This is a genomic window from Psychrobacter sp. H29, from assembly GCF_059073055.1.
In genome coordinates this window covers 2,143,229-2,164,393 of the sequence record NZ_JCACRY010000001.1, presented here as the reverse complement: position 1 = coordinate 2,164,393, position 21,165 = coordinate 2,143,229, and the positions used below count along the sequence as shown (strand labels likewise).

Below are 21,165 nucleotides of genomic sequence, written 5' to 3'. Positions count from 1 at the left end.
GTCCGTGACTACCAAAACATTGGTATCGTCAGCGTAATGGTTTTTTCGTTTTTATCGAACAATTTTAGTATAATGCGATTGTCGTTTATAAATTTTCATTTATAAAAGGCACGTTTTTAAATCGCATAGATGTGGTGTGATGCGGCGGCTGTTTGGCATGTTGTGGGCACAGAGTTGGTCTTATTTTTTATATTCATTCATCAAGCAAATAGGTTATTTATGGAACCCATGGTCGTCATCGCAGCGCGTACTGCTGAAAAAGTTGGTAAAGAGATTTTATATGCGCATCAAAACCGCCACAAAATTGAGTTAGATATTGAGTCTAAAGGACTTGATGGTCTGGTTACGCGTATCGATCGCTTTAGCGAAGAGCTTACAATCGAGACGCTAAAAGCCAGCTACCCTGATCATTCGTTTTTGGGTGAAGAGTTTGGTATGCAAGAAGGTCGCGGTGAAGATGCTGACTGGTGCTGGATTATCGATCCACTAGATGGCACCAAAAACTTTGTACATGGTGTACCGCAGTTCTGTGTATCTATCGCCGTACAGCACAAAGGCGTCACCCAACATGGTGTGGTCTATGATCCTGTCCGTGATGAGATGTTCTCAGCGAGCCGCGGTAAAGGCGCGCGCTTGAACAATCGCCGTATGCAAGTGAGCGAACGCAAAACAATCGATGGTGGTTTCTTTACGACCGGTCATCCGCTTGAGCGTAAGCGTAATGGCGAAGTGGTTTCTTTTGCTAAACAGCATTTTGAGAGCTTACAAAAGGTATCTGAGGCAGGTGGTCAGGTACGCCGTATGGGTTCAGCTGCGCTTGATCTATGTTACGTTGCTGCTGGTCGTTTTGACGGTTATTTTGAGATGTCTATCAAGCCTTGGGATATCGCAGCAGGTGAGTTGATTGTGACTGAAGCACGCGGCGTTGTGGTTGACCATACTGGTGCACACAACTCTATGACGTCAGGTTCTATCTTTGCTTGTAACGTTAAGCTACTCAAGCCATTGATGCAGACAGTCGTGCCAATCTGGGGCGACGCTATCTAAGCGCAGACGAAATGCATAGCTATCTAGTAGATAGCTAATAGCACTGGGTTATCTGAAGAGTAAATAGCTGTTATCCAAACAACAAAAAGCTGGTTCCGTTATGGAGCCAGCTTTTTTGTTTTATTATTACCCTTATTGCCGCCTTTGTCTTCGACGGTAATGCCTTTAAACGCCATCTCTTTACTGGTAGTCTCTAGCAATTGCAATTCTTCTTCTATCAGCATCAGCATGTCCTGTACACGCGGTAAGGCTTTGCTACATGCAGTAATACCAAACTCAATCCTATCCAAATAACTGGCTAAGGTGATATTCATGGCTTGACCATTAAATACGATAGAAGCGGGGTACAAAGACTGCAAACGTGCACCATTCCAGTAGAGGGGTTTCTCAGAGCCTGGAACGTTAGAGATAATTAGGTTGAACGCCTGTTTTTTAGGGAACAGCCCAGTCGCTAGATTAATACCTTCCCAAGCGTATGAGACGATACTGTAGTTAATGACTTGCGCTTGATTCATACGGCGAAAGCGGCGCTTGCCATTATTCATACTACGGTGGATCAGCTCTACTCTGCGCATCGGATCGTCTAAATGCGTGCCCAAGTTTGCCAATATAAATGACAACTGATTGCCCGATATGCTGTTGTCAGTGCGTAGTGACATGGGCACAAAAGCAATGAGAGGCTTGCTTGGCAACGCATCCATGGATATCAGATAACGACGTATAGCCCCAGCACAGACGGCTAGAACCACATCATTTCTACTGATTTTGAGTCTGTCAGCAATCATATTGAAGCGCTGTATATCATAGGACTGCGCCGCGATTCGGCGCGATGCTGATATACGCTTATTTAAGATACTCATCGGCGCATCAAACGTACCGACATAGCCTTCATCACCGTAGTTCTTGAGGTTATCTACCAACTCTGTAAATACCGGTTTGATGGTTGATATCTGCTCTTTTAAGATCTTTTTGATGGATCTTTCGGCAGGCAAGATAGCGTTGACTTGGTTACGGTGGCGCGCCATCAGTGACCACACGGGTAGCGTGACAGGCTCAGCAGGAGACTGTGACAAGGATTTTTTGACCAGACGCATCGCAGCGATACCATCAACGAGTGAGTGATGAATCTTAAAATACCAAGCAAATCGTTCAGGACCGCCTTCTACCTCTGGCTCAATCCCTTCAATGATATGACATTCCCACAGCGGCATCGCCCGATCTAGCAGTCGTCCATGCTCTCTTGACACATACATCAACAGCTCACGAACGCGCCCAGGACTTGGAAGTGCGACATGGTGAAAATGGTGCTCCACATCGAAATCTTTGTCTTTTTTCCAAAACACCAAATGCTCTAGCACCTGATTAAACGGGAAGCTTGGCGGTACATCAGAGTTTTGCATTTGCTGTACCAGCTGATAGACAAAGTCACTATCAGCACCTTCTGGTAATTCAAATAAAAACAATCCGCCAACATGCATGGGCTGTTTACGCGACTCAAGAAGTAAGAACAACTGGTCGACTGCTGTGAGAAGTCGCATAATAAATCCTTTTATGACGATAATGAATAAAAAATTATAGTTGACAGAGCGCTGACCAAGTAGTCTTTCTGTCTTATTATTTTATAATTGGTCTTTATGTAATTCAGTTTAACGGCTTACTGAAAAAAGTACCCTGTCTGCGGCGAGCTGGCAGTTGCCATCTTACGCATCGGCATACGACCTGCCATAAATGCAGCGCGACCTGCCCATATAGCATGTTTCATGGCATGTGCCATCATTACTGGGTTTTGCGCATTAGCAATGGCAGAGTTCATCAGGACACCGTCACAACCAAGCTCCATGGCAATCGCCGCATCAGATGCCGTACCGACCCCAGCGTCGACCAATACAGGCACTTTGGCGTTTTCAATAATAAGACTGAGTGTATGACGATTTAGTAAGCCAAGTCCAGAACCAATCAAGCTGCCAAGTGGCATAATAGCGACGCAGCCCATGCTCTCTAGCTCTTGCGCGACAATAGGGTCATCTGAGCTATAAACCATGACTTCAAAACCATCATCGACCAACACCTGAGCGGCTTTTAATGTCTCGGTGATATTGGGATAAAGGGTTTTTTCATCGCCCAATACCTCAAGTTTAACCAAGTTATGTCCGCCTAATAGCTCGCGAGCCAGCTTGCACGTACGAATGGCCGTCTCGGCATCGAAGCAACCAGCAGTATTGGGCAAAATGGTGTACTTGTCAGGTGAGATGACATCGAGCAAATTAGGCTCATTGCTATTTTGACCAATGTTGACACGACGGATAGCAACGGTCACGATCTCTGCTGCTGAAGCGGCAATGGCTTCCCCAGTCTCAGTCATATCTTTATATTTGCCTGTACCGACCAATAGACGGGAAGAAAAGGTACGACTACCAACGGTAAAAGTATCTTGCAACAGTGGTGTCGGGTGAGTAGCAGTGCTAACGTTCTCTGACATAACTAAAAATCCTAATGGCGAGCGGGCGAGGTAGATATAATCGGTTGAAGATAATTCAGACATAAAGGATATAGGCGCAAGTACGGCAAGTCATTGCCGAGCAACGTCCCTACATGGTATGACATTGATTATAGCGAAATATCATGAGCCGTCTTTATAATATTAAAAAGTGAAATAGACAATAATAGCGCACCATCAGCAAAATAAAAAATCGATGCCTATATATAGCGTAACCCTAAGCGAATGGTGATAGCCAAAACTGCCTACCGCATAAAATAATACGCGTCTAAAACAAAATGCTATTATAACAAACTCATCCAATCTTACTTGCACTCTTTTTGGTTTGGTCAGTGGTGTACAAGGTGTTTACAACGCTCGGCTATGATTTGGTTTTTGATACTATTTTTTATTAGGTCGTCTTTATGATGCAGTTACCGTACAGTTTTGCGAAACGCTATCAAATTTTGGCGATACTCGCGATTGACCCTGAGTTGCCGCCGACGTTAGTACTGACAAAAGCCACACCATTATCTGCAATTAATGAAGCGGTGCGGTTTTTGCAGCAGCAAGGTAGCCGCAGCGTGCCAACTTATGAAAGTATCAGCGCGGATGACTTTGAAAAACGTATGAACGCCGCTTACGCTGGTAATACAGGAGAGTCGCAGCATATCGCCGCTGGTCTTGAAGATCATCCTGACCTTGATAGCCTAGCAGACAGTGTCCCCGAAACTGAAGACCTGATGGATCAGCAGGACGACGCGCCTATTATCCGTCTGATCAATGCATTACTGTCCGAAGCCATTCGTCTAAGTGCATCCGATATCCATATAGAGACTTTCGAGAAGCGCTTGGTTGTTCGCTTTCGTGTCGATGGTGAGCTAAAAGAAATCATCACCCCAAAACGCCAACTGGCGCCATTATTAGTCTCGCGTATCAAAGTCATGGCAAAGTTAGATATCGCTGAAAAACGTGTACCGCAAGATGGTCGCATTAGTTTGAGGCTGGCAGGGCGTGAGGTGGATGTGCGCGTATCGACACTGCCATCGAGCTTTGGTGAGCGCGTGGTGATGCGACTATTAGACAAGCAAGCAGGTCGCCTAAATATGACGTATTTGGGGCTGTCTGATAATGATTATACCGAGCTTAAACGTTTGATTCATCGTCCACATGGCATTATTTTGGTGACAGGGCCGACGGGTTCAGGCAAGACCACCACCCTGTATTCTGCATTGACTGATCTGAATGACCAAACTCGTAATATTTTGACCGCCGAAGATCCGATTGAGTTCCAGCTCGACGGTATCGGGCAAACGCAAGTGAATAATAAAGTAGATATGACCTTTGCAAAGAGTCTACGAGCGATGTTGCGCCAAGATCCCGATGTCGTGATGGTAGGTGAAATTCGTGACTTAGAGACGGCGGAGATTGCTGTACAGGCTTCTTTGACAGGGCATCTGGTTTTGTCGACATTACATACCAACACGGCTATTGGTGCAGTGACGCGCTTGCAAGACATGGGTGTTGAGCCATTTTTGCTATCGTCTTCGCTCATTGGTGTGGTAGCGCAGCGTTTGGTGCGTACTTTGTGTCCACATTGTCATGACTGGCAGGCAGCAGATATGGAGCAAGCCAAGCTTTTTGCCGAAATTGGCATGGCGTCAGATGCAGATGATAATAATGAAAAGGCAGTCAACACGTCCATTCGCTTACCGAAACCCGTTGGCTGTGATAAATGCAATCAATCAGGGTTTAGAGGTCGTACAGCGATATATGAAGTCGTGCCAGTTGATGATACGCTGCGCCGTATGATCCATAGCAATACTGCTGAGTATGAGCTAGAAGAATATGCGCGCCTACAAACGCCATCGATTCGCGCCGATGGTCTACGTAAAGTGATAGAGGGGCGAACGACGTTAGAAGAGGTGCTGCGAGTTACAAAAGAAAGCGCAGTAGCGGATGACGAAATACTGGTCTAATTCTGGTCTAAGTTCAGTGATATACAAATGATTGAACAAGACAGGTAATAAGCAAAAATAGAGAAGTGGTGACTGATGTAGTGAGTACAAGACGACCAGCGAGGCTGTAGATAAATAAGTGCGCGATGTGAACATCGCGCACTTATCTCATTGATTGCCAATAGGTAACCTGCATTACAAGAAGTAAATAGCACAGGTTACCTCAATCCAACTCATTATTTACTATCAACGGTCTCATTTTCTACAGTTTTGTCCGCTGAGCCTTGGCGACGTGCTTCTAGCTCAGCTTTTGGAATCCAGGCCCAAGTCATCTCGACTACGATAGGGTCGCGGTCGCTGTCAGACTCACGGTCATCAATGACGCAAGGAATAACCATTTCACCCTTTGGTGTATTTAAAATCTCCAAGCGCTGCTCATCAGAGAGACTAGCCACCGCCGCAATTTGACCTTTTTTGATTGGACGATAAAAGTTAACCGAGTAGGATTTGATCAGTAGTATACGATCAGAGGGTAGGTTTAAACCCAAAATGAATCCTGTTGCTGTTTCAGCCAGCAAGGTAATGGCTACTGCGTGAATAGAGCCAATATGGTTCTGTACCGCTTTGACATTGTTGAGGCTGACGACCACTTGGTTTGGTTCGACGGTTTCGTAGTACACACCTGTCGTCCCTACGTAAGGTACGACTTTACCAAAGGCTTTAGACAAAATGCTTGAGCGTGCACCAGCAGGTAGGTATTTGGTGACAGATAGCAGTTTGGTAAATTGATTGTTAATAGGTTTTAGCGTACTGCTGGGTGTTTCGGTGGGTGGTTTTTTGTTGTCAGAGACTTTGGCTGGTCGCTTACCAGTTAGCTTGGCGGGTAGGTTTTTTAGTAATCCTGACATACAAAACTCCTTAATGTAGATAAATCGAATGATGTTTTTTGATAACGGCAACTGTGCGTAAAACCACTATAAACACTATGGTACATTAACCGCTACCTTTCGACTATTATTAGCATGAACTGCTGCGCTTATAAAATAGCAAGACAGTCAGCTAACCCGTAGATACCTTCACGCTTGTTACCCGCGTTATAATGACACGATATGATTATTTTATGAATGCTTCAATGCTGGATGCCGCTATGTCTGATATGTCTACCCCTGAGCCAACCAACATTATCTATACTGGCGTCGCAGGTACGGGGAAAACATATCGACTGCTCCAAATCGCCAAGCAATACACTGATTATCTGCCTGAGACCAATGGGGAAGAGCTGCTCGGGCAGTTGTTACAGGACTTAAGCTGGCGTGAGGTGCTGTGCTTGGTGTTTTTGGACCTACACGCGGAGCAGCAGGATTTGGTAAAGGTCAGAGAGCTCGTTGATCATCCATTTTTTATTACTAAAGCTGCACAAAACGCTCGCGAGAAAAACCTAGAGAGTACCGCTTGGCTAGAGCTGCGCAGACATAGTCCTGTAGACTCTAAAACAGTCAGTTTCGACAATCGTGCCAGCCAAGCTTATTTTGATAAAGACAACAGCGGCGCATGGTATTTACTGCCTAAGAGTATGACGCTACTGAATGAGCTGGCACAGCACTTAGCAGAGTTCCAGCAGGCACAGCATGACCACCAAGCCAAGCACAATCAAAACATCGGTCAGCAGCGGTTTAGTATGGTGAGCTTCCATCAAGCCTATGGTTATGAAGAGTTCGTGGAAGGGATTCGCCCTGTTATGGCGGGCTCTAACCAAGCACACAATAACCAGGTAAATAATAACCAAGTACACAATAGCCACGCTAATCATACGCAGATGAGTTACGCAGTACAAGACGGGGCGTTTTTGAAGTTGTGTCAGCGTGCGGCGCGTGACCCTCAGCAGCGTTACGCGATGCTAATCGATGAGGTCAACCGCGCCAATGTCTCACGAGTATTTGGCGAGCTGCTCAGTTTGATTGAGTCAGATAAGCGTGCAGGCAAACCAAATGCGATGACAGTAAATCTCGCATATTCAGGACGTGCTTTTAGTGTGCCTGATAACGTCGATATCTATGCCACTATGAATACTCAAGATCATTCGCTTGCGCCTCTCGACATGGCACTACGTCGACGCTTTCGCTTTATCGACTGTCCGCCGCAGCCTGAATTATTACCTATAATTAGTAGTAAGCGTAACGCAGCTGATAGCGTAGAGGCGGACACGATTGACTTGGGTAAATTACTAAACGGTCTGAATACACGTATTACACAGACGCTAGGAGTAGACGCTTGTCTCGGACATGCATTTTTATTATCAGTTGAGAGTTTGACTCAATTACAAACCGTTTTAGTCGAACAGATCATTCCGCAACTGGCACAAGCTGCTGGTGGTCAAGTTGCGGTATTACAGTATATTTTTCAAGATGAACAGCAACCGCTAAGCGCGCAGTTCATTCATGATAGCCATGTACTGATCAATAATAAATTACAGGATTCGGTGAGTCATCAGCAGATTATAGCCAACCAAAACCACATGTTCACGGGGCAAGACAGCTTTCTTAGTCAATCTATGAACATGAGCAGCTATATAATCAATGCAGACCTCATTGCAAAGACTGGTAAATTCAATCAGCCCTCTATCTATCAGCGTCTGTACTAGCAAGGTGGCTGACTTATGATAAACAACAGCGTATATCACCAAAAAGGCTACAATAAAAGCTACGATGAAAATATCATTCGTACTTATACGCCTCGTAAGAACGCTAAAGCAAGAAACGTCAAAACCAATATCATCACCGTGTTCGAGCATCAACGCCTTACCGCGCATGATTTTTTGCATGTGTCTGATTTTCAATGGTTGATGGCGCAGGAGTTTACTGTATTTACCATCAAGCGTAAGCAAGGACAGTGGCAGCTCAAGGTCGGACACTATATAGGCATTATTTTACTGCCTAGTGGCATGACGCTTGAGCTACTACCAAAGCTGAATACATCCATTCAAGACGACGATATCGCTCAAACGCGTCACTGGGTACAAGGCATGCTATCCGACTTGACGCGTCTTGATAGGCCAAAGAGTTGTAAGCTGCCCAACATGAAAAATCTCGGTCAATTCGCTCATCCATCAGTACGATTACCCATAGAAGCACCGCCATTGTCGGATTGGCTGATTACGCAATTTTTACAGCGTCTAGTACACTATCAACCAACCCAGCATTATCAGGAGCGTGTCCAAAATCAGTCTTCAGTACAAGGGCGACTGCTCATCAAAGAGCAGCTAAGGCGCAATAGCACGCAGCCGCATCGATTTGTCTGTGAAAGTAGTATGCTGAGTCATGATATGCTGGCCAATCGATTGATAAAAAGCGCATTAGTCTACTTGATGCCTTTATTTCTACAATCTGGATATTCGACGCTCTTACAGCAGTGGCAGCACTTGCCTACGCTCGACCAACGTGAAATACAGCGCCTAGCGTCAATATATACTCAGGCAACAAAGCAACTAGACACTCTGCCACTACAAAGGCAAAAACTGCAAGCTGCTCATCAACTGGTAGATTTGGCTTATTGGTTATTACGGCAGTCAGCTGCTGCAGCAGGCTATGGTGTTGACTCAACCAAACCAAATCGACCCCCACTGCGCTTGTGTTTGTTGATTGATATGAATCAAGCATTTGAGCAGTGGGCAAGTCAGCGTATCGTATCGATGTTCCAACGATTAAGTAATCACTGTCGTCCCCTGTATCAAACTCAAAGTGTTTGGCTAAACGATGCAGAAGGGCGGGCATGTCTATCTATAAGACCTGACTTACTGATATATCAAATGTCTGATAATCACTACCAGGGTCAGAGTGATACTGATCAGAATGATAGGGCAGTGACTAGGACTACAGTGACTAAGACTACAATGACTAAGACTAAAGGTCACTACAGCCATGTTATCGATATCAAATGGAAATACTTACCTCATAGCAATGCTATTAGCGCGAGCGATGCTTATCAATTGACCAGCTATGCACAGGCTTATCAAGCAGGGCAGGTTTGGATGGTTTATCCCGTATTAGGAAATGAGAGGCAGCCAGTGGCACTCAAGCAGCAAATTCATCAAGCTCTTGATACCGATAATGATGATGGCTCAAGTGATGCGCATTTGTGGTTGATACCGTTTGATGTATTGACAGGGACAGTAAACGGTAATGGGCGACCACATTTGAATAGAGCATAATGACGCTAGTAGTAATACAGGCTATAGCTGATAGGTAGACTGAATGATTAAGATTGCTATTTAAAGGCTACCGATTAGAGACTGTCGATTAAAGGTTATCGACGATGTTTTCATGATAATCTGCTTTTTTAAAGAATTTAGAGATTATTTTAAATTAATTGAAAATAAGTGTTGACACAATCGCCTTTTCCCCTTAATATGTGCACCTCGATAGCGAGGAACGTTAACAAGTTAGCGGCATTGCCAACAACGAGTTACTCAACAAGCTATCGTGATAATAGAGAATTTCGGAGTGTGGCGCAGTTTGGTAGCGCATCTGGTTTGGGACCAGAGGGTCGTAGGTTCGAATCCTATCACTCCGACCATCTATTTTAAGAGCCTTACAGGCTTTTTTTTATGTATAATGGTTTAGTTTCTGATATAGTAAAAACTGTATTTTTGACTGAATGTGGTATATAAAAGTCCTCTAAGAGCGCCTGTAGCTCAGCTGGATAGAGCATCTCCCTTCTAAGGAGGTGGCCGCAGGTTCGAATCCTGCCAGGCGCGCCATTTAGCCTGCAAATCTTGCCTTATCAGGCAATAGTTATGGCGGTTGTAGCTCAGTTGGTAGAGCCCCGGGTTGTGATCTCGGTTGTCGTGGGTTCGAGTCCCATCAGTCGCCCCATTTTTTTGTATTATCCGTATAGATATCCTATATTTATACCAAAGCCTATAAGCAATACCATTCGCCACTGTTGGCGTTTTTTTATGTCTGTTTGTTTTTCATCCCTCCGTAGACTCCTACAATATTGAACCGTTCGAAGTGCCCATACTTTGCTGGTTTACGTCCTTTATTTTTTGATATTCATATCGTTGTAGGTTTTTTCCAAAAGCCTAGATTCACTGTGTTTGCTTTATTATTAATTAGTAATACTTATGAGTGAATGGACACGAAGTTTCAAATCGGGCATTATGCTTATGTTTCGATTTATTCATCACACTAATCGTGTCGTCAACTGAGGTGTTAGGCACTGGCATAAAATAGCGAGTCAAAATATCCTATTGATTACGTTAGCGTTCAAAAGTATTTTAAATATATCTACATTTTTAAGCTTTATTATTGACCCTGTATGATTGAGGAACTGATTAATGGACGCATTGAGCGTATTGCTACAAAACGTGCACTTATTTGAGACCAAGTATTATCGTTTGAACGGTGCTGGCAATTGGTCTTACTCTATTACGAGAAAAGACACTATTTTGTTTTATTTAGTGATGTCTGGCGGTTTTTGTATTGATGTTGGTAATGGTCTAAGAGAAGCCCGCGCTGGTGATATGATTATGATCCCCAATGCACACAAGCATGTGAGCTATGCGCTCAATCATAATGGTGATGTTGCCCAACCGCTTGATGAGTTATTGATTAACAGTAAAGATCGTACGCTTGACATCGATGGTGATGGTGACCCTAATTCGTCTTTGATACTTATCGAATGCAAATACGACAAAGAAATGATCAATCCTCTACTGTCTGTACTACCACCGATATTACCCGAGCTCAATGATGCCGCCGATGGTCGTTTTGAGGTTATTGATGTAGAGATTAAGCTGCTGACCTTGGAGGCTGAGCGTGAGCGTATGGGTAAAACCGCTGTCATCAATCATTGGGCAAGTATTATGATGATTGAGTGCTTACGTGTCTATATTGAGAGCTTGCCTGAAGCCACCGAAAACTGGCTCAAAGCAATGAAAGATCCGTTTTTGACCAAGGCGCTAGCCGCGATGCACGAAGCACCAAGCCAAAGCTGGACCATTCATAAGCTTGCAGAAGTAGCAGGAATGTCACGATCGAGCTTTGCTCAGCGTTTCAAAGACACAGTCGGCATGCCGCCGCTCACGTATCTGATCGATTACCGCTTGCGTTTGGCAGCGCGATATTTACGCTTACAGCAGAACAGTATCAGCCGCATCAGTGATATGGTGGGCTATGCATCCGACTCTACCTTTAGTCAGGCATTCAAGCGTGTCTATGGGGTCTCACCAAAAGCGTACCGACAGCAGTATCAACAACAAAAACTCGCCTAGGTCAGTTTTGCTATATCGGCAGTATCTATCTATAGAAGCGCTAAAGCGACTGACATTGCTTTAGCGCTTTTTTCTTTAATTAACTCTTCTTGTTTTCTCCGCGATCTTTTATATATCGAGCAGGTATAGGAATAAAGCATCTGATAGCTAGACCGTGCTATTTCGGTTATACAAAGCTGACAAGGCGTGCGTGTTCAGGTACTATGAGGTAATGAGTCGTCGAGATATTAGAGTGTGCGTTTAGCGCACGATGTATGGCTGAATGTCAGTCCTAAAAAGGATCTAGACGATGTTTATTTTTGCTGCTGATGGTATGTTATGACTGAACCGACCGCAAAGCCAAGTACAGAAGCCAATAGCCAACAAGGCGCTACTGCAACTGCTAAAAAAGAAAATAATACTGATAAAGATAATTTGAGTAGCACACAATCAGCGCAGTCAGAGGATGTGAGACAAGTTCCTGATAAGGCGGCACTATTGACCTTATTTACTTTATCAGATGCCAAAGAGGAAGCGGACGAGTTAGGCGCTACAGAGCAGTCCAATACCCATGCCTCAACCAGTCAGTCGACTGCCAGTGAGACATCTGTCGCAGCACAGCGTGTCGATCTTTATCGTACTCAGCATGAACGTACCCGGCTACTATATATGGCATCTGCCAATACGCGCCCCACATATTTGGTACAAACCCTCAAATCACAATTTATAGAATATCAGCAATACTTGCTTGCTCAGCAGCTCGATAAGCGTGGTCTGATGGATACGGACATGCTTGAACGACTCTGGCAACAGCTACATGTGGTCGATGATATCATCGCAGATATCGTGCGTCATATGCCTGCGCAGCAGCCAGCAGGTTGGCAGCTCACCACTCAAGATGGACGCAACCCACTGTGTTTTGCCACGGTCGGTAAGCTAAAACATGGCAAGCCTATTCGCGATCAAGGCAGTCTCAACAGCTACGTACTCGGTCACTTTGGGGTAAGTAGTTTTACCTATGATAGAGGCTACTATATTGGCCATGTGGTGGGGTATCTATTCAGCTGTTATTTTTGCGCGCACTTATCGGTCAGTTATGGCGTAACGGCGCTTAGTCAGCAAGTGGTCGCCGATTATGACTATGCTAGTCTTGAGACCCCGCATATGGTTAGACTGCTACAAGGCTTGGATGGTTATTGTAAAAAACGCATTTATCAATTGGCGGTTATTTGTGCACGTTTGAGCGTTTTTGCTAGTGACAAACGTATTGAGCGCATGCTGATCGCTGAGGTCAATGATTTTGATAAAAAGTTACAGCAGCAGCACTTGGATGTTTTATTATTACAAGGCTTGATGCCTGATAGTAACGACTCAACGCCGCTTTGATAGGTATGACTTTTTTCGTTAAATCGTACGCTATAACCATTTACCTATGACCCATTTAGGATATCTGCTGCTATGCCCGCTTATCATTTCAAAGCGCTTGATGACCATGGCAGTGTCCAAAAAGGCTTGCTAGAAGGGGACTCGGCGCGGCAAGTCCGTCAGCAGCTGCGTGATAAGCGGTGGACACCAGTCGAAGTCAGCGCTGTCAATGACCGAAAAAGCCAAAGTAAAAACCGTTACAAAAAACCATCTGCTTATGAGCTGGCGCTGCTCACACGCCAATTGTCTGTCTTGCTGGCGGCTGGTATTCCACTCGAGGAGACTTTGGCTGCGGTCGCCAAACAATCACCCAAGACGCATATCAAATCTTTGATGCTCGCTGTACGCTCACATGTCCTAGAAGGGTTGAGCTTAGCACGAGCACTACAACAAGCCGCTAGCTTTCCGCCACTATATATCGCCACAATTGCAGCAGGCGAAAAATCAGGTCATCTTGATCTCATCCTGAACCAGTTGGCAGACTACACCGAAAACCGTTTTGCCCTCCAAAAGAAAATCCAAGGCGCCATGGTCTATCCGATTGTACTGATGGTTATGGCAATTGTAGTGATTATGGGTCTAATGAGTTTTGTGGTGCCCAAAATTGTCAAAGTTTTTGAGCAGTCCGAGCAAGCCCTACCATTGATTACCCAAGTCGTTCTGACCTTATCGAATATCATTACTCAGTGGTGGTGGCTAATGCTTCTGGTATTGGCAGGGGCTGCATTTTTATTCTACCGTTTTGCTCAAACGCAGGCAGGGAAATTGACCATTGATAGTGTGGTACTTAGATTACCGATACTGGCCAGATTGTCCAAAGGATTGAATGCCGCGCGATTTGCTAGCACCCTTGCGATATTAGTACGCTCAGGCGTGCCACTGATTGAGGCATTGCATATCGGTGCTGCGGTCACGACCAATTTACATATTCAAAAAACGATTATCACTGCTGCTGATAGAGTCACAGAAGGCTCAAGCTTATCTAGTCAGTTAGAGAAATCTACTTATTTTCCACCGATGATGGTGCAGATGATCAAAAGTGGCGAAAACTCAGGTGAGCTAGAAAATATGCTAAGCCGTGCTGCCAATATGCAGGAGGCAGAAGCAACCAACTTCATCAGTACTTTGCTATCATTGCTCGAGCCTCTGATGCTGGTATTGATGGGTGTGGTCGTGATGATTATCGTTATGGCGGTTATGCTACCCATCGTTAATATGAATGACTTGGCAGGTTAGCGAGCAGTCACTTGAACGGCTGACACAAATCCGATATCTCTATCTTACCTATACGGCACATCTTGCTAAACTTTGAGCGAGCTTTCTTAAGATTTGCTTACTGTTGTATATTATTGTCTAGGTTATAGTTTTGCTAGGGTAAATCTGAGCACCACGCTATAGTAAAAGGAAGGTAAGACGACAGTTAAAGATCTCTCTGTTTGTTCGATATTGACTATAATGACAATCTGAGCGCCGCGCTGGATAAAAATAAAACCATAGTTTATAGTGATAATGATGTAGGATATTACTAATAAGATCTGACAGTAGTAAGCGCCACTAGAATGCTACTTTTACCACTGACATAACTGTGATGACCAAAGCGATGACTATGACTGACAACTCTCAAGTGAATACGATTCCAATAAGTGCCTATACTACAAACAATAACAACGCCAAAAATGACAACAGTATATTAGATGACTCAGCTACTGTAAGTGTTCATCAGACGCTGTCTTCAACGATGCCGTACAGTTCAGCACATAGATCTAGGCAGTCAGGGTTTACTCTGATTGAAATCATGGTCGTCATCGTGATCTTAGCTATCTTAGCGGGCTTGGTCGTACCTAAAGTCGTCGGACAAAGCGATAAAGCCCGTGTCAAAACGACTGAAACCGCGCTGGCTACTGTTTCAAATGCACTAGATATGTACAAAGTCGATAATTCACGCTATCCAACGACGGCTCAAGGATTAGAGGCACTGACAACACCGCCTGCCGATGCGAAGAACTACCCTGAAGGTGGTTATATAAAGGGTGGCTATCCGACAGATGGTTGGGAAAACGAGATGCAATATGTGGCCCCAGGTAGTGAAGGTCGCCCTTATGATTTGTTTTCATTGGGTGCAGATGGGCAGCAAGGTGGTGAGGGTCAGGACGCGGATCTTTACGCTCAGCTATAGCGTTTTATTGTACAGATGCTTATAAAACCCATAGCATTATAGTGTTTTCAAATATGTTCGGTCACTCGCTCATATTTACTACCCTCTAACTATCAACCAATAATCCCTTATTGGTTGATATTTTTTATCAGCTTATAAAGTGCTCATCGTTTGGTATGAGTGGTGTATTGGGGGGTTGATACCTTTATCAGCTATCAGTATGTCTACGCTGAGGTTATATTTTTACTACCAAACTTTTACTGCTAGCCATTATCAAAGGTAACGATTTATGCCCATTAAAATGCCAGCATCTCGAATAATTGCGTTCAACAACCGCGCCGCCAAACGCTATGCGTTTACTGTCACCAGTGCCTCACTGATAGTCGCGTTATCAATGACATCGATAAGTGCACAGGCTGCAGGATTGAGCGATTTATTTAATAGTAGTAGCTCATCGCAATCGAGATTTTTGCCAGTTGATGAGGCTTTTCAAGTTCTCAGTAGTGCCAAGGCGACATCTAAGGGTACGCGATTATCTATTATTTTTGATATCACGCCAGGGCACTATGTCTATAAAGATAAGCTGACTGTAAGCTTTCCTAAAGGTGTGATCGCAGCCCCACTTGTTTTTAATCAGACACCTGTATCGATTGATGATCCGACCTTTGGTCAGGTTCCTGTATTTACGCAAAGAAGCATCGTTGCAACTACGATGCTGACGACCAGTAATGGTAAAGGAGCAAAAAATGTCCCAATTATGATTGGTTGGCAGGGCTGTGCAAAAGCTGGGCTTTGCTACCCACCAGAAAAAATCAAAACCAAGGTAAATGTTGCTGCAACGCTCAAATAAGTATCGCGCAGGTCGATTCACATATCAGTCATAACAGGTAGCTATTCATGTCCATCAAGGCGTCATCACAACCTTTCTCACGAACTGCTAAAACGTCTCCAAAAAAATCGTACGTATTAGCGTTTGCTATTGCAAGCAGCTCGCTGTTAACTGGTTTGGCACCAATAACAGCGCAAGCTGCAGGATTGAGTGATTTATTTGGCAATAGTCAAAGCAACGCACAGTCGAAATTCTTGCCAGTGGATGAGGCTTTTCAGGTCATTAGCAGTAGTACACCTACCCAAACAGGTACGCGCCTGTCTATCAATTTTGATATCACGCCCGAACATTATGTTTACAAAGATCAAATAAAACTCACGCTACCGGCTGGCGTGAATGCAGCCCCTTTTACCTTTAGCCAACAGCCATACTCAATCGATGATCCGACCTTTGGTAAGGTGCTGGTGTTTGATCAAATCAATATGGTCGCAACGACCATATTAACTAGTAACAATGGCACAAGCATGAATGACGCAGCGATTGTCATTGGCTGGCAGGGCTGTGCAAAAGCAGGGCTGTGCTATCCACCCGAAAAAATCAAAACTACAGTTAACATCGCAGCGACGTCGCCACAGGTAAGATCAAGCAACGCTAGTACTGATAGCGCTGCTGCGAGTAGTAATCTGACTGATGTGACAGCATCAACGAATGACAATGAGACGACATCGATAGAGGCTGGTATATCCAATATAACTCAGTCTGATAACGATCAAGCATTGATAGATGACGACGTTATTGACTATGACCTCATTGATGACAGCACTTTAGAATATGACTCTTTAGATGGCAGTACGTCGACGACCACGATTTCTGGGACAGATACGAACATCTCAGGCAGCGCGACCAGTAGCGAAAACGTCGCTGGCAATACGCTGGTCGATGGTGATCCTTTTGGGCTGGCCTCTCATCCTTGGCTTGCATTGGTGTTGCTATTTTTAGCAGGTCTGGGTTTGGCATTGACGCCCTGCGTACTGCCGATGCTACCCATCGTTGCCAATATCGTAGCCCGTGAACAAAACCCAACCGTCAAACGTGGCATTATCTTAACCACCAGTTATGCGATTGGTGTAGCCACTGCCTATGGTGTTTTGGGTGCGGTTATCGCGGTGTTTGGGGAGTCACTAGGTATTATTGGGTGGTTGCAAAACCCGATTATTCTTATCAGCTTTGCCGTTGTTTTTGTATTATTAGCACTATATATGTTGGATGCGTTCACCGTACGCTTGCCACATGTGCTAAGTAGAAAAATGCAAAATCTAAGCCAAGCGGGTGACAGTAAGCTGGGCAGTACGGGGGGCAGTTTGATTGCTGGTTTCTTGTCAGCATTGGTAGTATCTCCCTGTGTCTCTGCGCCACTGTTTGGTGCGTTATTAGCCGTTTCGACCATTGGCAGTCCGTTGTTAGGCTTTGCTGCTTTATTTATGCTGGGGTTTGGTTTGTCAGCGCCGCTTATCTTAATAGGTGCTACCCAAGGCAAGATCATACCAAAAGCAGGCGCGTGGATGAACTGGGTCAAACAAGGCTTTGCCTTATTGCTATTCGCTGTGGCATTGCTCCTCATCGAGCGTGTGTTTATATCACCAGTCATGCTGATGGTATGGGCATTATGGTTTATGGTGGTAGCGATATGGGCGTGGAGTTGGCTGGGTAAAGGTCGCATGCTGACTCAAGCGTTGAGTCTCATTGTGGGTATTTGGGCCACTTGTTTGATCGTGGGTGCAGCACTAGGAAATGATGATAGCTTACATCCATTAGCGTCATTGAGCGCCGCGCCAATGATGGCACCGTCGAATGCTACTTATCCAGTAGGTAGCAATAGCTCAAAAGATGAGAGGATCACGACGCTTGCTGAGCTAGATACTATTGTTGCCTCCAACCCAAAAGTAATCGTTGATTTAACTGCCGACTGGTGCGTTGAGTGCCGTATTATGGATAAAAATTTATTTCATAGTCGTCCAGCACAAATGCAAGACTGGCAACTGGTCAAGCTCGATATTACAGAAACGACTGAAGATTCCAAAGCTGTTTTATCACGCTATAAATTATTTGGTCCACCAGCGTTGCTTTACTATCAAAACGGTCAATTGGTTAATCAGCAAGTAGGCGAAATCGGTCGCTTAGAGTTCGAGCAAACTCTAACAACGCTGAATAACTAATAATGAACAACCTGTAGTTAATAAGCATATTTAATAATTTGAGTAGAATTCTTATTCAGGATTAATAATAAAAGAGCAGCCGGTGTACCGTAATAACCGTACATCGGTTTTTTAGTGTCATTAAATCATGCTTGTAATATCTTATACCGATATCTATTTGGATAGAGATTAGGATTTTCTGATCGTATTTAATATGCCGATAACGCTAGTATAGTCTTTATATTTTCATTACAATAAAGTAACAATAGTGCAGGGATAGATCAGTCCGTCAATACTGTCTTTGGTGTTTATGTATTATTGATTTCTTCTTGTTTTTTAGCGGTGACGCTAACGGTTATACCAATTAATTCACATACTCTGCTAGCGATAATGCTGGTTAGATAAAGGACATTTATGTTTGCCCACATCACCACTCAGCGTCAATTACAACGTACCACTGTAATCAGTCGTAACGCCAGTAGCCAAACCAGGCATACTCATTTGAGTGTTGCCGTTGCTATCGCTTTGAGTTGTACAGCGGTACAAGTACAAGCAGCTGACAATAGCCAGACTTACAATGAGCTGCCAGTACCAGAAGCAGCATTTGAGTATGGCAGCGTGGAGACGACTCAGAATACTAGCAATAATGAGACATACACGAGCGTCACTGCTCAAAGTGACAACGTCATTAGTAAAGAGTTTATTGCTCAACAAGCAAAGCTGTTTTCTGACTGTACGCAAGTTCAGAGTAGTGCTGCCCGATTGGCGTGTTTTGACAAGGTGGCTGAGCAAGGAAAAACCCCAAGCTATACCACGACCAAACAGCCCGTTGATTTGGCAAAGACGTTTAAAACGACCATTTCAGGTAACCCGCAGGTTGTCTTTGTAGAAGAAAAATCAACCAATACTTTCAATGGCAACAGCACAACTACAGGTCTAGCTGCTACTCAACAGACTGCTGCTAAGCGTATGGATACAGATGCAGATAGTGAGCAAGAGATTCAGGTTTTAGATAGCGTAGGCGTCACCCAAACAGATATCGAAAAGTATACACCGCTGAGCCTAGCTTATGATCTGGATCAAAATAGCGAGCGCGGTACTTGGACAGTAAGACCATACCGACCGACGTATTTGCTACCGTTGTTTTATACTTTTGATCCCAACTTAAACCCAAGCACACCTTCTCAAGACATTGAGCCTTTTGACTCTAATGACATACGTGAAACTGAGCTGAAGTTTCAGTTATCACTGAAGAGTAAAGTAGCAGAAGATTTATTCGATACCAGTGCAGATTTATGGTTTGGCTATACTCAGGAGTCGCATTGGCAGGTTTATAACGAAGACAACTCACGACCGTTTCGTGCCACCGACTATCAACCAGAGATATTCTTGACCCAACCTGTGACAGCAGACCTTCCCTTCGGTGGACGTTTACGTATGTTAGGGGCTGGTGCTGTGCATCACTCAAATGGTCAGGATGATCCATTATCACGTTCATGGAACCGTGCTTATCTGATGGCAGGGGCAGAGTGGGGTAAGCTATCCGTCATACCGCGTCTCTGGGCTCGCGTGAATAGTGACAGTAGCAGCGATGATGACAACCCAGATATCGAAGATTACATGGGTTATGGCGATATCAAATTCTTATATGATTTGCCAGACCAGCAGAGTGTCAGCGGTACTTTGCGCTATAACCCAAGCACCAATAAAGGTGCTGCACAAATCGATTATATCTATCCATTGTCAGAAAACGTCAATGGTATGGTGCAGTTGTTCCAAGGGTATGGCGAGTCTATTGTTGATTATAATCATGAAAACACCTCTATCGGCTTTGGTATTGTGCTTAATGATTGGAAAGGTCTCTAATATAGCAGAGCCTTATCATGCATTATGATGATAAATAATCTATGCACAACTTAGCACCGTATCAAACTGGACTGTGGTTGGCAGAGTATATAGATATACGCTGCCAGCTATGCCGTATTTACCGTAGTACATTAGCACCTCAGCTAATACCGCATCACGCGCTATCTAACGCTGGTCACTCGCCAAGCACAACATCTGAGAGTGCAAAACCCAAACTCGCACTGGTGAATAGCGACGCTTTACTTACTCGTATCCATCATCAGTTCAGACTTCGCCTGAGTAGTGGCTTACTTTGTACTCACTGTCATCATAGTATCGCGTGGCTCCCAGAACCTTTTGACGTTGATATCGCTTTTGGTAAATCGCTATCCATACAAGCGTCTACGTATTACGACTATCCAATACGCCAAGCAATTTGGGCATTCAAGCATCATGAAGACATGACCAAGCTACCTTTATTACTACACGTCATACGCCAGCTGCCACGCCCGCATGGCTGTCATCAGTATAATAGTGTGATTGTCGCTATGCCGACCACCGATCAACGCCTAGCCAAACGAGGTTTTGATCCTGTCAGTATTCTATCCGCGCAACTATCAAAGCACTGGAACATTCCATTGTGGCACGGTGTTCAGCGCATTGACGATACGATGAGCCAGCAAGGCCTGACACGTGCTGAACGCCTAAGTAACCTAGATAATGCTTTCGCGCTCTCACAGAGCCCTCTTGTAAAACGCTTGTTGTTGTTCGATGATGTCTCAACGACAGGTGCAAGCTTACAGGCTTTAGCGCGAGCATTTATCGGACCTGAGCATCCAAATACGATAAATGCTCAACGCTATAGTAACTACCACATTTCAGCATATGCTTTAGCGCATGGTAGTCAATAGTGTTAATTAAGCTATCTATTTGAAATCATTAATATATTGCTAATTCTTTGCCTTCACGATATATTATTAAATAC

Annotated in this window: 15 protein-coding genes and 3 tRNA genes; 15 read left to right on the top strand and 3 right to left on the bottom strand. The window is 44.5% G+C overall.

The genetic code is table 11. The features are described 5' to 3' along the window. Nucleotides 1-219 precede the first annotated feature (219 nt). Nucleotides 220-1,047 (top strand): inositol monophosphatase family protein, encoded by an 828-nt coding sequence (locus AC5JP1_RS08715; RefSeq protein WP_319051171.1) that lies wholly within the window; start codon nt 220-222, stop codon nt 1,045-1,047. Nucleotides 1,048-1,145: 98 nt separating this feature from the next. On the opposite strand, the gene AC5JP1_RS08710 is transcribed toward AC5JP1_RS08715, so the two are convergent. After that, complete coding sequence (locus AC5JP1_RS08710) at nt 1,146-2,585, bottom strand: WS/DGAT/MGAT family O-acyltransferase (RefSeq protein WP_493843833.1); 1,440 nt, start codon at nt 2,583-2,585, stop codon at nt 1,146-1,148. 116 nt (nt 2,586-2,701) lie between these two features. Then, entirely contained in the window at nt 2,702-3,484 is a 783-nt protein-coding gene (locus AC5JP1_RS08705) for a thiazole synthase (protein WP_493844461.1), read from the bottom strand. A 464-nt stretch (nt 3,485-3,948) separates the two neighbouring features. Between AC5JP1_RS08705 and gspE the strand changes: the two genes are divergently transcribed. Further along, nucleotides 3,949-5,502 carry a type II secretion system ATPase GspE gene (gene gspE, locus AC5JP1_RS08700; protein ID WP_493843832.1) on the top strand — a complete coding sequence of 518 codons (1,554 nt, stop codon included), beginning with the start codon at nt 3,949-3,951 and terminating at the stop codon, nt 5,500-5,502. 215 nt (nt 5,503-5,717) lie between these two features. On the opposite strand, the gene AC5JP1_RS08695 is transcribed toward gspE, so the two are convergent. Continuing rightward, nucleotides 5,718-6,389 carry a DUF4442 domain-containing protein gene (locus AC5JP1_RS08695; RefSeq protein WP_493843831.1) on the bottom strand — a complete coding sequence of 224 codons (672 nt, stop codon included), beginning with the start codon at nt 6,387-6,389 and terminating at the stop codon, nt 5,718-5,720. Nucleotides 6,390-6,601: 212 nt separating this feature from the next. On the opposite strand from AC5JP1_RS08695, the gene AC5JP1_RS08690 reads away from it, so the two are divergent. The 13 genes from AC5JP1_RS08690 (at nt 6,602) to AC5JP1_RS08630 (ending at nt 21,091) form a co-directional block, all read left to right on the top strand. Then, a complete protein-coding gene (locus AC5JP1_RS08690) occupies nt 6,602-8,122 on the top strand; it encodes an McrB family protein (protein WP_493843830.1) in 1,521 nt (506 codons plus the stop codon). Nucleotides 8,123-8,137: 15 nt separating this feature from the next. Beyond that, complete coding sequence (locus AC5JP1_RS08685; protein ID WP_493843829.1) at nt 8,138-9,688, top strand: McrC family protein; 1,551 nt, start codon at nt 8,138-8,140, stop codon at nt 9,686-9,688. Nucleotides 9,689-9,976: 288 nt separating this feature from the next. Continuing rightward, nucleotides 9,977-10,053, top strand: a tRNA-Pro gene (locus AC5JP1_RS08680). Nucleotides 10,054-10,160: 107 nt separating this feature from the next. Then, a tRNA-Arg gene (locus AC5JP1_RS08675) sits at nt 10,161-10,237 on the top strand. A 39-nt stretch (nt 10,238-10,276) separates the two neighbouring features. After that, nucleotides 10,277-10,352 (top strand) — tRNA-His (locus AC5JP1_RS08670). Between the two features lie 464 nt (nt 10,353-10,816). Next, nucleotides 10,817-11,752, top strand: a complete 936-nt coding sequence (locus AC5JP1_RS08665; protein ID WP_493843828.1) for an AraC family transcriptional regulator — start codon at nt 10,817-10,819, stop codon at nt 11,750-11,752. Between the two features lie 318 nt (nt 11,753-12,070). Continuing rightward, nucleotides 12,071-13,117 carry a hypothetical protein gene (locus AC5JP1_RS08660; protein WP_493843827.1) on the top strand — a complete coding sequence of 349 codons (1,047 nt, stop codon included), beginning with the start codon at nt 12,071-12,073 and terminating at the stop codon, nt 13,115-13,117. A gap of 72 nt (nt 13,118-13,189) precedes the next feature. Then, entirely contained in the window at nt 13,190-14,392 is a 1,203-nt protein-coding gene (gspF, locus tag AC5JP1_RS08655; protein ID WP_493843826.1) for a type II secretion system inner membrane protein GspF, read from the top strand. Nucleotides 14,393-14,894: 502 nt separating this feature from the next. Continuing rightward, nucleotides 14,895-15,332, top strand: a complete 438-nt coding sequence (gspG, locus tag AC5JP1_RS08650) for a type II secretion system major pseudopilin GspG (protein ID WP_493844460.1) — start codon at nt 14,895-14,897, stop codon at nt 15,330-15,332. A gap of 268 nt (nt 15,333-15,600) precedes the next feature. Next, nucleotides 15,601-16,161 carry a protein-disulfide reductase DsbD N-terminal domain-containing protein gene (locus tag AC5JP1_RS08645; RefSeq protein ID WP_493843825.1) on the top strand — a complete coding sequence of 187 codons (561 nt, stop codon included), beginning with the start codon at nt 15,601-15,603 and terminating at the stop codon, nt 16,159-16,161. A 47-nt stretch (nt 16,162-16,208) separates the two neighbouring features. Further along, on the top strand, nt 16,209-18,356 hold the full coding sequence (locus AC5JP1_RS08640) for a cytochrome c biogenesis protein CcdA (RefSeq protein ID WP_493843824.1): 2,148 nt from the start codon (nt 16,209-16,211) through the stop codon (nt 18,354-18,356). Nucleotides 18,357-18,749: 393 nt separating this feature from the next. Continuing rightward, nucleotides 18,750-20,201 (top strand): phospholipase A, encoded by a 1,452-nt coding sequence (locus AC5JP1_RS08635; protein WP_493843823.1) that lies wholly within the window; start codon nt 18,750-18,752, stop codon nt 20,199-20,201. Between the two features lie 41 nt (nt 20,202-20,242). Continuing rightward, on the top strand, nt 20,243-21,091 hold the full coding sequence (locus AC5JP1_RS08630) for a ComF family protein (RefSeq protein ID WP_493843822.1): 849 nt from the start codon (nt 20,243-20,245) through the stop codon (nt 21,089-21,091). The last annotated feature ends 74 nt before the right edge of the window (nt 21,092-21,165 follow it).

Excerpts from the sequence above, each read along its gene's own strand:
- gspG (WP_493844460.1), top strand. The coding sequence starts at position 14,895 with ATGCCGTACAGTTCAGCACATAGATCTAGGCAGTCAGGGTTTACTCTG.
- AC5JP1_RS08630 (WP_493843822.1), top strand. The coding sequence starts at position 20,243 with ATGCACAACTTAGCACCGTATCAAACTGGACTGTGGTTGGCAGAGTAT.
- AC5JP1_RS08695 (WP_493843831.1), bottom strand. The coding sequence starts at position 6,389 with ATGTCAGGATTACTAAAAAACCTACCCGCCAAGCTAACTGGTAAGCGA.
- AC5JP1_RS08660 (WP_493843827.1), top strand. The coding sequence starts at position 12,071 with ATGACTGAACCGACCGCAAAGCCAAGTACAGAAGCCAATAGCCAACAA.
- AC5JP1_RS08645 (WP_493843825.1), top strand. The coding sequence starts at position 15,601 with ATGCCCATTAAAATGCCAGCATCTCGAATAATTGCGTTCAACAACCGC.
- AC5JP1_RS08640 (WP_493843824.1), top strand. The coding sequence starts at position 16,209 with ATGTCCATCAAGGCGTCATCACAACCTTTCTCACGAACTGCTAAAACG.
- AC5JP1_RS08685 (WP_493843829.1), top strand. The coding sequence starts at position 8,138 with ATGATAAACAACAGCGTATATCACCAAAAAGGCTACAATAAAAGCTAC.
- gspF (WP_493843826.1), top strand. The coding sequence starts at position 13,190 with ATGCCCGCTTATCATTTCAAAGCGCTTGATGACCATGGCAGTGTCCAA.
- AC5JP1_RS08690 (WP_493843830.1), top strand. The coding sequence starts at position 6,602 with ATGAATGCTTCAATGCTGGATGCCGCTATGTCTGATATGTCTACCCCT.
- AC5JP1_RS08710 (WP_493843833.1), bottom strand. The coding sequence starts at position 2,585 with ATGCGACTTCTCACAGCAGTCGACCAGTTGTTCTTACTTCTTGAGTCG.
- AC5JP1_RS08715 (WP_319051171.1), top strand. The coding sequence starts at position 220 with ATGGAACCCATGGTCGTCATCGCAGCGCGTACTGCTGAAAAAGTTGGT.
- AC5JP1_RS08635 (WP_493843823.1), top strand. The coding sequence starts at position 18,750 with ATGTTTGCCCACATCACCACTCAGCGTCAATTACAACGTACCACTGTA.
- AC5JP1_RS08665 (WP_493843828.1), top strand. The coding sequence starts at position 10,817 with ATGGACGCATTGAGCGTATTGCTACAAAACGTGCACTTATTTGAGACC.
- gspE (WP_493843832.1), top strand. The coding sequence starts at position 3,949 with ATGATGCAGTTACCGTACAGTTTTGCGAAACGCTATCAAATTTTGGCG.